The following is a 14,272-nucleotide window of genomic DNA, read 5'->3' as shown; positions in this document are numbered from 1 at the left end:
ATTTTGCTGTTAACCATCCTTTAACGAGCAGGCCTCCCCCGGTTGCGCCCCTGTTCCGACACTCCTATGGTCCGGCCGGGGATTGTGGCTGATTGCCGCAGTAGAGTGTGGATCATGCGTCGTATCATCGTCATTGCGGCCGCCGGGCTGAGCCTGGCCGGCTGCTCCTCCTTCTCATTGGATTCGTTCAAGTCGGCGCCGCCGCCAATACCGGTGCAGCTGGATTCGAACCCGCAGGGCGCGGACGCCGTGACCTCGCTCGGTCCGGGCTGCAAGACGCCCTGCACCGTGTCGATCCCGGCACCGGAGGCGAACTTCACCGTCACCTTCAACATGCCGAAGTTCCAGCCGGCGACAGTGCCGGTGACGGTGACCCGCACGCCGGGCGACTTCACGAGCCCGGCCACCACCGCGCTCGATCCGAGCCCGGTGTTCGCCGAGCTGCAACCCGCCGGCCCGCCGCCGCGTGCGGCACGCAAGCCGATGCGGCCGAAAAAGAAGAAGCCGAAGCCGGCCGCAGCTGCTCCTGCTGCTGCTCCGGACGCGGCGTTCCCCGCTCCCGCTGCGGCGCCGCCGCCGGCGGCGGCTCCGAAAAGCTAGCGCGCACGCGCGTCGAACATCGCAAACGATTGCACTGCACAAGAGCCAGGCCCAAAGCCGGGTTTTTGGTGTTTGTGGAGACACATCGGCGATTGCGATCATGCATCACGCGATATGGCTGACCTATCGCGCGCAATCAGCTTTGCATGTTGCGGATCATCCTTACGGACGCATTGTGACAACGTGCCAACATGCTTAGATTGTCGGTGCAGAGCCGATCACGGCGCGGCACGCAGGGAACGGGTCGAAAGACCTAGTTGAAGGCTTGGGTTGAATGAACGCATCCACGCAGGCGCTTTCTGACTCGCTGTTTCGTCCGATGATCGATCCGTTCGGCCGGACGATCCGCTATCTGCGCGTCTCCGTCACCGACCGCTGCGACCTGCGCTGCTTCTACTGCATGTCGGAGGACATGACCTTCCTGCCGAAGGCCGATCTCCTGACGCTGGAAGAGCTCGACCGGCTCTGCTCGGCGTTCGTCGCCAAGGGCGTGCGCAAGATCCGCCTCACCGGCGGCGAGCCGCTGGTCCGCCGCAACGTGATGAGCCTGGTGCGCTCGCTGTCGCGCCATCTGACGACGGGCGCGCTCGACGAATTGACGCTGACCACCAACGGCTCGCAGCTCGCCCGCTTCGCCCAGGAGCTGGCCGATTGCGGCGTGCGCCGCGTCAACGTCTCGCTCGACACGCTCGACCCCGTAAAATTCCGGGCCATCACCCGCTGGGGCGACATCGACAAGGTGCTGTCGGGCATCGAGGCGGCGCGATCGGCGGGGCTCGCGGTCAAGATCAACGCGGTCGCGCTGAAGAACATGAACGAGGACGAGATTCCCGCGCTGATGCAATGGGCACACGGCAAGGCAATGGGCCTGACCTTGATCGAGGTGATGCCGATGGGCGACATCGGCGAAGGCCGCATCGATCAGTACGTGCCGCTGTCGCTGCTGCGCGCCCGGCTCGAGAAGCACTACACGCTGACCGATCTCGCCGACGACACCGGCGGCCCGGCCCGCTATGTCCGGGTCGCCGAGACCGGCGGCAAGCTCGGCTTCATCACGCCGATGACCCATAATTTCTGCGAATCCTGCAACCGGGTGCGGATCACCTGCACCGGCACGCTGCACACCTGCCTCGGCCACGAGGACGCCTCCGACCTGCGCCGGCCGCTGCGCGCCTCCGACGACAACGAGCTGCTGTCGGCGGCGATCGACCGCGCCATCGGCCTGAAGCCGAAGGGGCACGATTTCATCATCGACCGTCGCCATAATCGTCCGAGCGTCAGCCGCCATATGAGCGTGACCGGCGGCTAGACTCCGCCCCTCCCCGACGCCTGTCCTGTCCACTGATTGCCAAGGCGGGACAACGATTTGCCCGCGCGTCAATTTGCCCATTTTCCGATTGACGGCGTTCCACGGCGCTGATTTGGTGCCTTAGCTTCCACGCTAGTCTGGCCAGGATAGGCCGCTGCCCTCTGTCGGCCACTGCCGACGATCCGGCAGCCAAGAACGGCTGAAGCGGATTTCGGGGGAGGACGAACGTTTGCAACTGCTCCTGAAAGTGAGCCGTGGCTCCGTGCGCATGCGCGCGGCGGCCAGATGATGGTTGAGAACGTATTCGGCGCGCAGAGGGCGCGACCGTGGAGATCGTGATGCGCCCATTGCTGGCACTCAGTACGGTTATCGATCAGCTTAATGAGAAATTGGGCGGTATCTGTAATTGGCTCGTGCTCGCCGCCTGCGTGGTGAGCGCCGCCAACGCGATGATCCGCTACGCGTTCGGCTACAGCTCCAACGCCTGGCTCGAATTGCAGTGGTACATGTTCGCCGTCTTCGTGATGTTCGGCGCCTCCTATACTTTCAAAAAGAACGAGCATGTTCGCGTCGAAATTCTCTATCTCATGCTGTCCGAGCGCGGCCAACTCTGGCTCGACATGATCGGAACGCTGTTCTTCCTGATCCCGTCGTGCCTGTTGCTCAGCTATCTGTCCTGGCCGTTCTTCTATCAAGCCTACGAAGTGGGTGAGATTTCGAGCAATGCCGGCGGGCTGGTTCGCTGGCCGATCAAGCTCGTTGTTCCCGTGGGCTTCGTTTTCCTGGCGCTGCAAGGCGTCTCCGAAGTGATCAAGCGCATCGCTGCACTGAAGGGTTACGTCGTGATCGATGCGAAGTATGAGAGGCCGACCCAATGATCACGCTGGAAATGATGCCGCCACTGATGTTCGGCGGCTTGATTCTGGCCATGTTGATCGGATTCCCGGTAGCCTTCACGCTGGCCGCGCTCGGGCTGTCGTTCGGCTTCCTGTCGATCTATCTCGGCTTCTTCGACATGAACTTCCTGCAGGCCATTCCGGGCCGCATTTTCGGCAGCGTGCTCTCCAACGAATTGCTGTTGGCGATTCCCTTCTTCACCTTCATGGGCGCGATATTGGAGCGATGCGGGCTGGCCGAGGACATGCTGGATTCGATGGGCCAGCTGTTCGGCCCGATCCGCGGCGGCCTCGGCTACTCCGTGATCATCGTCGGATTCATCCTCGGCGCAATCACCGGCACGGTGGCGGCGCAAGTCATCGCCATGGCGCTGATCTCGATGCCGGTGATGCTTCGTTACGGCTACAATGTGCGCTACATCACCGGCGTGCTGGCCGCCTCCGGCACCATCACCCAATTGGTGCCGCCCTCGCTGGTGCTGATCGTGATGGCCGATCAGCTCGGCAAGTCGGTCGGCGACATGTATCTCGGCGCCTGGGGACCGTCGGTGCTGCAGATCGCCCTGTTCGCCAGCTACACGTTCCTGCTCGGCATCTTCAAGCCAAGTCACGTCCCTGCGGTTCCAAAGGAAGCGCGGACGCTGACGGGCTGGCCGCTCTGGCGCAAATGCCTGATGGGCATCATTCCGTCGGCCGTGCTGATCTTCGTGGTGCTGGGCACCATGATGCTCGGCCTGGCGACGCCGACGGAAGCCGGTGCGATGGGTGCGATCGGCGCCATCGTTCTCGCCGCGATCCACCACAAGGATCTGAGCAACAAGGGCCACAAGATGCTGCTGATCGGCATCGCGGCCACCGGCATCGGCACGATCATCGGAATGCTCATCGGCGATGGAAAACTGTTCAAGTTGACTTTCGCGGTGGTCTATCTCGCCGTCGTCTGGCTCTGTCTTGAAGCCGTCCGCATCCCCGACCTGCGCGGCCTGATCAAGCAGGGCTACGAGTCGACCATGCGCCTCTCCACCATGGTGGTGTTCATCCTGATCGGCTCGACCTGCTTCTCGGTGGTGTTCCTCGGCGTCTCCGGCGGCGTCTGGCTCGAGCACCATCTGACCTCGCTGCCCGGCGGCGTCTGGGGCTTCCTGATCTTCATCAACCTCTTCATCTTCTTCCTGGCGTTCTTCCTCGACTTCTTCGAGATCGCTTTCATCATCCTGCCGATGATCGCGCCGATCGCGCAGAAGGTATTGGGGCCGGTCGTGGGACCTGATGCCGCGCTGATCTGGTTCGGCGTCATGCTTTGCGTCAACATGCAGACCTCGTTCCTGCATCCGCCGTTCGGCTTCGCGCTGTTCTATTTGCGCGGCGTGGCGCCGAAGGAAGTGAAGAGCTCCGACATCTATTGGGGCGCCCTGCCCTGGATCGGCCTGCAGGCGATCATGGTGGCGATCGTGATTGCTTTCCCGGTCGTGGTGACCGCCCTGCTCGACAAGCCGCTCGACGTCGATCTCAGCAAGATCAAGATCGAGGTGCCGCAGATCGAGCTGCCGCCGCTCGATTTCGGCCAGCCGAAGCAGTAGCGCGCCTCGCTTCTTCAGAAGGAATAACCCCGGGGCTTTCGCGCCGGGGTTTTCGCTTGTTTGGCGGTCGCGAGACAGGTCGGCCTTGATGCGATCGGAGCAACCACCGATCGGCTAGAGCACTTTCGGTTCTGATTGAATCAGAACCGACGCTCTAGCTTTTTGTTTGACGCGTTTTCTTCACGCGAACCGGCGTCCACTTCGCTCGAAAACGCTTAGGTGGCAGACAACAGCGCCCGGACCATCGGATGACGGTGATCGGCAAGACCATCAATGACATCGAAATGATGCCGGCCGGGTTCCTCGATGATGCAGGTCCGCGCCCCGAGGCCGGTCCAGATGTTGGCCAGCAGGGCATTCTGACGGATGAACTCCGGACGCTCCGCGCCGCCGACCCAGCAGGTCACCCGTGCCTCGGGCAATGGGTGCAGCAATGCCGGGCTTTCGGCCCATGCTTCCGCCTCATCAATCCTGAGATCGGCGGTCATGGCGGTCTTCATGAGCGGCCGCAAGTCATGAAGGCCGGAAATCGAGAGCGTGTGTTGTATGCGCGCCCGCACCTGATCCGGCAGCGGCGACGTCGCCGAGATCATGCGCGTGACCAGGTGGCCGCCCGCGGAGTGGCCTGTCAGAAATAGCGGCCCCTCGACCATCGAGGCGGCCCGCTCGACCGCGGCGCCGACCTCACGCGTGATGTCAGCGATGCGAACAGCAGGGCACAGCGTGTAGGACGGCATCGCCACCGCATAGCCGCTGTCGACGGAGCCGCGCGCCAGGTTCGACCAGTAGCTCTTGTCGAACGCGCGCCAGAAGCCACCATGGACAAACACGACCAGGCCCTGGGGCGAACGTTGCGGGAGGAACAAGTCAAGCCGGTTCCGTGCGTTCTCGCCATAGCTGATGTCGAGCCTGGCGCGGGCGGTGCCCTGGAGTTCATCACGATAGGCCTCAGCCGGCTGCACCCACGCCCCCGGCCAGCGTTCGCCGCCGGGGATGTTGGCGGCGTTGGCATAGGCATCATTCCAGTCGGAAACCTGATGGAAAATCATGGGCCGATGTCCGTTCGGGGACCTGCGGGTCAGCGCCGATAAATGCGACGCAGGTTGACGGAATCTAATAGCATGGACGCCCGAGGCACAGCGGGAATGTATTTCATGCCTATAAATTTTAGGCTTGAAGTAAATGGCTTGCATGGCAGAATTTGCCGTTGCGCGTGAGGAAAACGGATGACCGATTTCAAACGAACGCAATCGCTGTTCAACCTGCCGGATGGCGTGATCTACCTGGACGGCAATTCGCTCGGCCCGTTGCCCGTTGCGGTCTCGGAACGCGTCCACCGCATGATATCGGAGGAATGGGGAAAGCAACTGATCGGAGGCTGGAACAGCGCCGGCTGGATGGTCCAGCCGCGCCGGATCGGCGACCGCATCGGCCGCCTGATTGGCGCGCCGGGGGGCACGGTGGTCGTCGGCGACACGCTCTCGATCAAGGTATACCAGGCGCTGGCCTCGGCGCTCGAGCTCAACCCGTCGCGGCGCATGGTGTTGACCGACAACGGAAACTTTCCGTCCGATCTCTACATCGCCGAAGGTCTGCTCAGGACGCTCGACCGAGGATATACGCTCAGGGTCGTCGCGCCTGACGACGTCGAAGCCGCCATCGACGACACGATCGCTGCGACGATGCTGACCGAGGTCGACTACCGCACCGGTCGGCTTCACGACATGGCCGCGCTGACGCAGAAGGCGCACAGCGCCGGCGCCATCACGATCTGGGATCTGGCACATTCCGCGGGCGCGATCCCGGTTGACGTGCTGGGCGCGAAAGCGGATTTCGCGGTTGGCTGCACCTACAAATATCTCAATGCCGGCCCCGGCGCGCCGGCCTTCATCTACGTGGCGCCTCAGCATGCCGAGAACGCACGGCCGGCGCTGTCGGGATGGATGGGACATCAGTCGCCGTTTGCATTCGATCTCGACTACCGGCCCGGCTCGGGGATCGAGCGGATGCGGGTCGGAACGCCGCCGGTGATTGCGATGGCCGCGCTGGACGCCGCGCTCGATGTTTGGGACGGCGTCAGCATGAACGACGTGCGTCAGGCGTCGATCGCGCTCGCCGAGCTGTTCATCCGCGAAGTGGAGGCGCGCTGCCAGGAGCTGAAGCTGGCCTCACCGCGCGACGGGAGCAAACGCGGCAGCCAGGTCTCGTTCCGTCACGACAATGGGTACGCGATCATGCAGGCACTGATCGCGCGCGGCGTGATCGGCGATTTCCGGGCGCCGGACGCGATACGGTTCGGCTTCACGCCGCTTTACATCGGGGAAACGGAGGTTCGCGCCGCGGTCGACGTGATCGCTGACGTCATCGCCAACCGACGGTGGGACACCGCCGAATATCGCAAAAGGGCCCTGGTGACATGACCGACAAACCCTACGACCCCTCCCAGGAAGGCGCCCAGATGTCGTTTGCGGGACGCATGTCTTACAGCGACTATCTGAATCTGGAACTTGTGCTGGGAGCCCAGAAGCCGCTCTCGGGCGCGCATGACGAATTGCTGTTCATCATCCAGCACCAAACGTCCGAGCTCTGGATGAAGCTTGCGATACACGAAATCTGCTCGGCGATCACAGCCATTCGCCAGGATCAGCTTCAGTCCGCCTTCAAGATGCTATCGCGCATGGCGCGGATCTTCGAGCAACTCAACAATGCCTGGGACGTGTTGCGGACGATGACGCCGAGCGAATACACCAAGTTTCGCGACCGGCTCGGACAGTCCTCCGGCTTCCAGTCATACCAGTACCGTGCGATCGAATTCCTGGCCGGCAACCGCAACCTGGCGATGCTGCACCCGCACGATCATCGCGGCGACATCGTCGCGAGGCTGGAGGAGATTCTTGCCGCACCCAGCCTCTACGACGAGGCCTTGCTTCTGCTCGGACGCAATGGCTTCGATATCGGCGAGGACGCGCATCGCACCGATTGGCGCGCGACGCGGAGCGAAAATGACAAGGTTCTGGCCGCCTGGAAGACGATCTACGCTTCTCCCGGAACCTACTGGATGTTCTACGAACTGGCGGAGAAACTGGTCGATTTCGAGGATTATTTCCGCCGCTGGCGCTTCAACCACGTCACCACGGTCGAGCGCATCATCGGCCTGAAGCAAGGTACCGGCGGCACCTCCGGCGTCTCCTATCTGCGCAGGATGCTCGAGATCGTGCTGTTCCCGGAGCTCTGGAAGGTGAGAACAGAGCTGTAGGATTCCGGCCCAGCCGAAGCAGTCGCGGGCTTCAGCGCTTTCGGCGTGCCTCGCGGCAGCACGGCACGCCGCGCCTGTTGACGGCGGTCGTGAGGCCTGTGAAGACACCGGACACCGATCGTCCCCGAACTCACAGACCCCACCCATGCCCCAATCGCGTTCCGCCCGCTCGTTCGTTCGCCCGCTGATGCTATCGCTCGGCCTGGCCGTTGCCGCGCCCGTGGCGCATGCGGCGCCGGAGGCCGACCTTCGCGCGCTGGCGCAGCAGGAGCAGCAGCCGCTGCTCGACACCCTGCGCGACCTCGTGCAGATCGAATCCGGCAGCAAGGACATCGAGGGCCTGAACCAGATCGCCGAGCGCATCGCCGGACAGCTCAAGCAGATCGGCGGCGCGGTCGAGATCCTGCAAACCACCGACATCTATCGGCTGGACGACACGCCCGAGAAGATCGGCCCCGCCGTGCAGGCCGTTTTCAAGGGCACCGGCAGCGCGAAGATCTTGCTGATCGCGCACATGGACACGGTGTATCTCAAGGGCATGCTGAAGGACCAACCCTTCCGCGTCGATGGCGACAAAGCCTATGGGCTCGGCATTGCCGACGACAAGCAGGGCATCGCCACCATCATCCATGCCGTCGCGCTGCTGCAGAAGCTCAACTTCAAGGACTACGGCACCCTCACCGTGCTGATCAACGGCGACGAGGAAATCAGTTCGCCCGGCTGGCGCAGCACCATCACCCGCGTCGCCGCGGAGCAGGATGCCGTGTTCTCGTTCGAAGGCAGCGACGCCAGCGGCACGCTCCGCCTCGCCACCAGCGGCATCGGCTCGGCCTATCTCACGGTGCAGGGCAAGTCGTCGCATGCCGGCGCCAGGCCCGAAGGCGGCGTCAATGCGCTCTATGAGCTGTCGCACCAGGTGCTGCAGATGAAGGACCTGTCCAAGCCCGAGCAGGGCCTGAAGCTGAACTGGACGGTTTCCAAGTCCGGCACCAACCGCAACGTGATCCCCGCCGAGGCCACCGCCCAAGCCGATGCGCGCGCGCTCAAGGTTGCGGATTTCGACGAGCTCGAGAAGGCCCTGCAGGACAAGATCAAGAACCGCCTGCTACCCGACACCAAGGTGAACGTGAAATTCGAGGTGCGTCGCCCGCCGCTCGAAGCCAACGACGCTTCGCGCCGCGTGGCAAGCCACGGCAAGACGATCTATCAGGACCTGGGCATGTCGCTGAACGTGGCCGAGATAGCCACCGGCGGCGGCACCGACGCGGCATTCGCCGCCCTCAAGACCAAGGGAGCCGTGGTGGAAGGCATGGGCCTGTCCGGCTTCGGCGCCCACTCCAACGATGCGGAATACGTGCAGATCAACAGCATCGTGCCGCGCCTGTACCTGACCACCCGCATGATCATGGACCTGTCCGACGGCAAGGTGAAATAGACCCGCAGGCTTACTGCACGGCCTTTGCGCACGGCCCGAAATGGCAGCCGCAGTGATTGCGGCGACTGCGCACTGTCCCTAAGCTGGCGCACCGCAAACCGCTCCTGGGGAGGTCGGTGTGATGTACAAGCACCTGATCGGACTGCTTTGCTCGATCCTGCTCTCGGTCGTCCTGGCGACCCCGGGGTCGGCGCTCGATCTCGGACGTCGCGGACTGCTCGGCATTACGGCCACGCCGCTGCCGGCAGGAACCGGCTCGATTGGGCCTGGCGTGCTGGCCGCGCGCGTCATCGCCGGCTCGCCGGCCGCTCAAGCCGGCGTCGTCTCCGGTGATGTCGTGGTGTCGGTGGACGGCACGCGGCTCGCCGCAGTTGACGACTTCTTGCGCGAGGTGCGGCTGCACCGCGCCGGCGACACCATCCGCGTCGAGCTGCGCCGCGCCGGCCAACCCCTCACACTGGCCATCACGCTCGGCGCTGTACCGTTCGAGACTGCCTCCGGCGTCGATTTCACCTATGACGCCGTCACAACGCCGACCGGACTTCGGCGCACGATCATGACCACGCCGCAGGCGCCTGCTGCCGGTCGGCGACCGGCGGTGCTGCTGATCGGCGGCATCGGCAGCTACAGCGTCGACTATTCCTTCGATCCCGATCACGACGTCGCCGAGCCCTACCGGCGCCTGCTCACCGCCCTCACGCGCCGCGGCTTCGTCACTCTCAGGGTTGAGAAGAGCGGCGTCGGCGACAGCGAAGGGCCGCCGGCCAAGGAAGTGGATCTCGAAGGCGAGCTCGCCGGTTACGTCGCCGGCCTGCGGATGCTCAAGCAGCGGCCGGAGGTCGATCCCGAGCGGGTCTTCATTCTGGGCCACAGCATCGGCAGCGTGGAAGCGCCGATGGCCGCGGCACGCGACCCGGTGCGTGGCATCGTCGTCATGCAAGGCGTGGGCACGACGTGGTTCGAGTACGAGCTCGTCAATGTGCGCCGGCAATTGCAACTGGAAGGGCTGGCGCCTGCCGCGGTCGCCGACCGCATGGCGCTCAAGGAATGGGCGATGCATCGCCTCCTGATCGAGGGCCAGCCACGCGCGGCGCTGCTGGCTGAACGGCCGGCCGCTGCAGCGATGATCAAGTATCCGGCTTCGGACGCTTACCTGCGCCAGGTCGCCGCTCTCAACCTGCCGGCGTTGTGGGCGCCGCTCGACCTGCCCGTGCTGGTGGTTTACGGAAACGCGGATTTTATCACCGGTGAAGCCGACAGCCGGGCGATTCTGCAGAACGTCAACAGCGCCCACCCCGGCCGCGGCGAGCTCAGGATCATCGACCACATGGACCACTACCTGACTGATGCCGCCGACCAGGCAACGAGCTTCAAGGCTCCGCGGGCGTGGGATCTGACGCCGGCGCGGCATCCGGCCTACCAAACAGCGATCGAGTCGGTCGTCGGCGATTGGCTGGTGGCCCAAGCTGGCCACAGCGGTTGAAGGCTACAGCTTGAAGCGTGAGACGTCCGCTTTCGGGTGCATCACCATCTCGCCCAAAACGCTCTGTTCGGCCGCAGGCCGTCTCACGACGCCGGCTCCGCCTCGGCAAGGCGGAAGCGCAGCGTGAACTGGGCACCGCCGGCCGGCAGGTTCTCCACCCTCACCGTCGCATCGTGATCGTCGACGACGCCGCGCACGATCGAGAGCCCGAGCCCCGCGCCGTCCGTGCACTGCCGATCGCCGCGCCAGAAGCGCTGGAAGATCAGGCCCTGCTCGGCGGGCGCAATCCCCGGCCCGCAGTCGCGCACCTGCACCGAGCCATCTTCGTGCACCTCGACATCGACCGAGGTCGCATCGGCGGTGTACTTGATGGCGTTCTCCGCCAGATTGAAGATCGCCCGCTGCAGCATCTCGGCATTGCCCCTGACCCGGACCGCACTGTCGGTGCCGCGAAGCGCGATGTCCTTCTGCTGCGCCAGCGCATAGGGCGCGATCGAGCCGACCACCTCGGCGCACACCGCGCGCAGGTCCGCGGTCTCGCCGGGATCCAGCACCAGCGTATCGAGCTCCGCGATCTCGAGCAGCTGGTTGACGATGCGGCTCATGCTCTCGATGTCGGCATGCAGCTCGCTGGTCCCCTTGGCCGCGTTCAGCGTCTCGATCCGGGTCCTGAGGATCGCGAGCGGGGTGCGAAGCTGATGCGCGGCGTCGGCGGTGAACTGGCGCTGTACGTGAAAGCCGTCCTCCAGCCGGTCGAACGCCTGGTTGACGGCGGTCACCAGCGGCAGGATCTCGGTCGGAATCCCCTCGGTCGGCAGACGGATGTCGGTCCTGGCCGGTCCGATGCTTCTGGCTTCCTCCGAGGCGCGCAACAACGGGACAATTGCGCGGCGGAAGATCAGGATATCGGCGGCAAGCAGGATCAGCAGGATCGGGATCGTGATCCAGCCCACCCGCCGGAAGAAGTTGGTGACGATGTCATCGATGATGACGTCGCGATGCGACAGGTCCTCGGCGACCTGGATGCGCAGCGTCTGGTCGCCGAGCAGCCTGGTGACGCTGGCACCGGAGATCCGGTCGACCGAGGCCGGCAGTGGCGGCGCCTCGCGATGCGACGAAAACAGCACGCGGCCGTCCGCATCGTAGATGTCGTAGCGGTAGCGGCCATAGGCGTCGGAATAGAGCCCCCTCAGGCTGTCAGGCAGATTGAGCGATACCTTGCCGCTGGAACCGACCGAGAGGTTCTGGCCGAGATCGGCGGCCTGATCGCGCATCGCCTCGCGATGCAGATGGTCGATCTCGGTATTCAACAGCCACAGCAGCAAGAGCGGCAGGAAGATCGCAGCGACCGCAACCGCCACGATGTGCAGGAACACGATCCGCGAGGTCAGCGACTTGAAGCGGAACACCGCTACTTCTCCTCCGCCATCAGATAGCCGACGCCGCGAATGGTGTGGATGATGATCTTGGCGTGGTGCTCGGCGAGCAGCTTGCGCAGGCGCGACACATAGACCTCGACTGCGTTCGAGGCGACCTCGCCCGACAGCCCGAAGATGTGGTCCTCGACGTTCTTCTTCGGCACCACCCGCCCCTGCCGCCGCAGCAGGATCTCCAGCACCGACGTCTCGCGCGCCGAGAACACGTGCGGCGCACCGTCGACGAACACCTGCTTGCTCTCGGTGTCGTAGACCAGATTAGCGAGCTTCAGCGACGAGCCGAGCAGCTGGCCGGGTCGGCGCAGGATGGCTTCGAGCCGCGCCACCAGCTCTTCCAGCGCGAACGGCTTCGCCAGATAGTCGTCCGCGCCGCTGCGCAGGCCGTTGACCCGATCCTGCAGGCCGTTGCGCGCGGTCAGCACCAGCACCGGCAGCGGGTCGGTCTTGCGGCGAAGCTCCGACAGCACCGACAGGCCGTCGCCGTCGGGCAGCCCGAGATCGAGGATCATGGCGGCATAGGTGACGCTGCGCAGCGCATCACGCGCCTCGGCAACGCTGTTGACGACATCGGATTCATACCCCGCCGCCATCAGCCCGCTGGCGAGAAGTCTCGAGAGCTCGACATTGTCCTCGACGATCAAAAGGCGCATCGCAGCAGTCCTGTCTTCATTCCATGTCTTCCGTATTCCATGTCTTCCGTTTGCACACCTTGTCGCGATGCGCCAGCCACGAGACGATGCGCGACGGATCGCGCCTTGGTCAATCGCCTTGGGCAATCACCTTGGGCAATCACGATGTGCAAACGACACGCATTTGGGCACAACGCCTCGATTGCGCGACCCGCGCTATGTTTTCGCTATGGCCGGCCGCACCGGCCATTACTTGAAAATAGATAAACGCCTACCGGCTGCAATCAAAATCGGCGCACCCCCCGCATGAATGGGCCGGCCAGCGTAAGGCTGGCGTCAGCAAGCCCTGATAACAGATTGCTCGTTCTCGCCGAGAGCTCGACGACTGCCCAATATGCGGCAAGACCTCGATCCTCGCGCGAGGCTTTCATGCAGGATTGGCCGGGCGGGCGATGTCATTTCGAATGAAGCATATGGGCTTTGCGGCGATGCCGGTGTTGGCCGTGCTCCTCGCCGGCGCGTGGCTGATGACGCGCGCCGACGGCGTCGTGAGCGCCAAGGCCGCGCAGAGTTCGGCCGCGCAGGAGACCGCGCCGCAGGATGTCAACGTCGAGCAGCAATACGTCGCGCTGAGCGACAAGCAGGCGGCCTCGCTCAAGGTCATGGCGGCGGAGCAACGTTCGTTCCGGACACTGAAGAACGCGGTCGGCTCGATCGACTTCAACCAGAACATGCTGGTGCAGGCGTTCACGCCGAACCCCGGCAGGATCGTCGACACGCCGCTCAATGTCGGTGACGAGGTTGCCAGGGGCGACACGCTGTTCACGATCGACAGCCCCGACCTGCTGCAGGCGGAATCGTCGCTGCTCGCCTCGTCCGGCGTGCTCGAACTGCAGATCAGGACGCTGGCGCGGGTCAGGCAGCTGCTGAAGACCGGCGGCGGCGCGCAGAAGGACGTCGACCAGGCGACGTCGGATCAGCAGACCGCCGAAGGCAATTACAAGGCCGCCCGCGACGCGGTGCGCATCTTCGGCAAGACCGACGCCGAGATCGACCGCATCGTCGCCGACCGCAAGGTCGATTCCATCCTGGTGGTGCCGAGCCCGATCTCGGGCCGGATCATCGCGCGCAACGCCGCGCCGGGGCTCTACGTGCAGCCCGGCAATGCACCTGCGCCCTACTCGCTGGCCGACATCTCGACAATGTGGATGGTCGCCAATGTGATCGAGACCGATGCTCCCTCGTACCGGATCGGCCAACCGGTCGAGGTCCGCCTGCCCGCCTATCCGAACGAGGTGTTTCGCGGCCGCGTGACGACGCTCGGCCTCAACATCGATCCGACCTCGCACCGTCAGCTGGTGCGCTCGGTGATCGACGATCCCCAGCACAAGCTGCGCGCCGGCATGCTGGCGAGCTTCACCATCGAAACCGAGCCGCCGAAACTGTCGGTCAGCGTGCCCTCGGACGCGATCGTGCGCGAGGGCGACGGAACGATGACGGTGTGGGTCACGACCGACGGCCGCAAATTCGACCGCCGCACGGTGACGATCGGCATGGAGCAGGACGGCTGGCGGCAGATCCTCTCGGGCCTCGGCGCCGGTGAAAAGGTCGCCTCTAGGAGCCCGTCCAGATATGTTTTCGTGACGGG

Annotated in this window: 11 protein-coding genes and 1 pseudogene; 9 read left to right on the top strand and 3 right to left on the bottom strand. The window is 64.4% G+C overall.

What is annotated here, in order from left to right; translation table 11 throughout:
• Positions 1-114 precede the first annotated feature (114 nt).
• The 4 genes from HAP48_RS33985 (at position 115) to HAP48_RS33970 (ending at position 4,385) form a co-directional block, all read left to right on the top strand.
• The gene (locus HAP48_RS33985) at positions 115-600 is read left to right on the top strand and encodes a hypothetical protein (RefSeq protein ID WP_166204187.1); all 486 of its coding nucleotides are present in this window, start codon (positions 115-117) and stop codon (positions 598-600) included.
• Between the two features lie 274 nt (positions 601-874).
• Positions 875-1,909, top strand: a complete 1,035-nt coding sequence (moaA, locus tag HAP48_RS33980; protein ID WP_166204186.1) for a GTP 3',8-cyclase MoaA — start codon at positions 875-877, stop codon at positions 1,907-1,909.
• 338 nt (positions 1,910-2,247) lie between these two features.
• The gene (locus tag HAP48_RS33975) at positions 2,248-2,787 is read left to right on the top strand and encodes a TRAP transporter small permease subunit (protein ID WP_166215424.1); all 540 of its coding nucleotides are present in this window, start codon (positions 2,248-2,250) and stop codon (positions 2,785-2,787) included.
• The gene (locus HAP48_RS33970) at positions 2,784-4,385 is read left to right on the top strand and encodes a TRAP transporter large permease (RefSeq protein ID WP_166204185.1); all 1,602 of its coding nucleotides are present in this window, start codon (positions 2,784-2,786) and stop codon (positions 4,383-4,385) included. The genes HAP48_RS33975 and HAP48_RS33970 overlap by 4 nt, the downstream gene beginning before the upstream one ends.
• A 215-nt stretch (positions 4,386-4,600) precedes the next feature.
• Here the strand turns inward: HAP48_RS33970 and HAP48_RS33965 are convergent, their stop codons facing one another.
• Positions 4,601-5,434: an alpha/beta hydrolase gene (locus HAP48_RS33965; RefSeq protein WP_166215422.1), complete on the bottom strand. Its 834-nt coding sequence runs from the start codon at positions 5,432-5,434 to the stop codon at positions 4,601-4,603.
• A gap of 177 nt (positions 5,435-5,611) precedes the next feature.
• Between HAP48_RS33965 and kynU the strand changes: the two genes are divergently transcribed.
• The 4 genes from kynU to HAP48_RS33945 all read left to right on the top strand — a co-directional run bounded on the left by kynU (position 5,612) and on the right by HAP48_RS33945 (position 10,559).
• Positions 5,612-6,805 (top strand): kynureninase, encoded by a 1,194-nt coding sequence (gene kynU / locus HAP48_RS33960; protein WP_166204184.1) that lies wholly within the window; start codon positions 5,612-5,614, stop codon positions 6,803-6,805.
• Positions 6,802-7,641, top strand: coding sequence for a tryptophan 2,3-dioxygenase (gene kynA, locus HAP48_RS33955; RefSeq protein ID WP_166204183.1), 840 nt, complete (start codon positions 6,802-6,804; stop codon positions 7,639-7,641). Before kynU ends, kynA begins: the two co-directional genes overlap by 4 nt.
• A 145-nt stretch (positions 7,642-7,786) precedes the next feature.
• Positions 7,787-9,076 carry a M20/M25/M40 family metallo-hydrolase gene (locus HAP48_RS33950; RefSeq protein ID WP_166204182.1) on the top strand — a complete coding sequence of 430 codons (1,290 nt, stop codon included), beginning with the start codon at positions 7,787-7,789 and terminating at the stop codon, positions 9,074-9,076.
• 121 nt (positions 9,077-9,197) lie between these two features.
• Positions 9,198-10,559: a PDZ domain-containing protein gene (locus HAP48_RS33945; protein ID WP_166204181.1), complete on the top strand. Its 1,362-nt coding sequence runs from the start codon at positions 9,198-9,200 to the stop codon at positions 10,557-10,559.
• Between the two features lie 83 nt (positions 10,560-10,642).
• Here HAP48_RS33945 and HAP48_RS33940 read toward each other — a convergent pair whose 3' ends face one another.
• On the bottom strand, positions 10,643-11,968 hold the full coding sequence (locus HAP48_RS33940; protein WP_166204180.1) for a sensor histidine kinase: 1,326 nt from the start codon (positions 11,966-11,968) through the stop codon (positions 10,643-10,645).
• A gap of 2 nt (positions 11,969-11,970) precedes the next feature.
• Entirely contained in the window at positions 11,971-12,645 is a 675-nt protein-coding gene (locus tag HAP48_RS33935; RefSeq protein ID WP_166204179.1) for a response regulator transcription factor, read from the bottom strand.
• Positions 12,646-13,076: 431 nt separating this feature from the next.
• Between HAP48_RS33935 and HAP48_RS33930 the strand changes: the two are divergent.
• Positions 13,077-14,231: pseudogene (locus HAP48_RS33930) on the top strand (efflux RND transporter periplasmic adaptor subunit); the annotation flags it as partial.
• Positions 14,232-14,272: the final 41 nt, after the last annotated feature.

Source organism: Bradyrhizobium septentrionale (genome assembly GCF_011516645.4).
Lineage (GTDB): Bacteria > Pseudomonadota > Alphaproteobacteria > Rhizobiales > Xanthobacteraceae > Bradyrhizobium > Bradyrhizobium septentrionale.
This window is presented reverse-complemented; position numbering and strand designations above follow the sequence as displayed.

Bases quoted from the DNA above. Each gene is read 5' to 3' on its own strand.
- HAP48_RS33985 (WP_166204187.1), top strand. From the start codon at position 115: ATGCGTCGTATCATCGTCATTGCGGCCGCCGGGCTGAGCCTGGCCGGC.
- moaA (WP_166204186.1), top strand. From the start codon at position 875: ATGAACGCATCCACGCAGGCGCTTTCTGACTCGCTGTTTCGTCCGATG.
- HAP48_RS33975 (WP_166215424.1), top strand. From the start codon at position 2,248: ATGCGCCCATTGCTGGCACTCAGTACGGTTATCGATCAGCTTAATGAG.
- HAP48_RS33970 (WP_166204185.1), top strand. From the start codon at position 2,784: ATGATCACGCTGGAAATGATGCCGCCACTGATGTTCGGCGGCTTGATT.
- HAP48_RS33965 (WP_166215422.1), bottom strand. From the start codon at position 5,434: ATGATTTTCCATCAGGTTTCCGACTGGAATGATGCCTATGCCAACGCC.
- kynU (WP_166204184.1), top strand. From the start codon at position 5,612: ATGACCGATTTCAAACGAACGCAATCGCTGTTCAACCTGCCGGATGGC.
- kynA (WP_166204183.1), top strand. From the start codon at position 6,802: ATGACCGACAAACCCTACGACCCCTCCCAGGAAGGCGCCCAGATGTCG.
- HAP48_RS33950 (WP_166204182.1), top strand. From the start codon at position 7,787: ATGCCCCAATCGCGTTCCGCCCGCTCGTTCGTTCGCCCGCTGATGCTA.
- HAP48_RS33945 (WP_166204181.1), top strand. From the start codon at position 9,198: ATGTACAAGCACCTGATCGGACTGCTTTGCTCGATCCTGCTCTCGGTC.
- HAP48_RS33935 (WP_166204179.1), bottom strand. From the start codon at position 12,645: ATGCGCCTTTTGATCGTCGAGGACAATGTCGAGCTCTCGAGACTTCTC.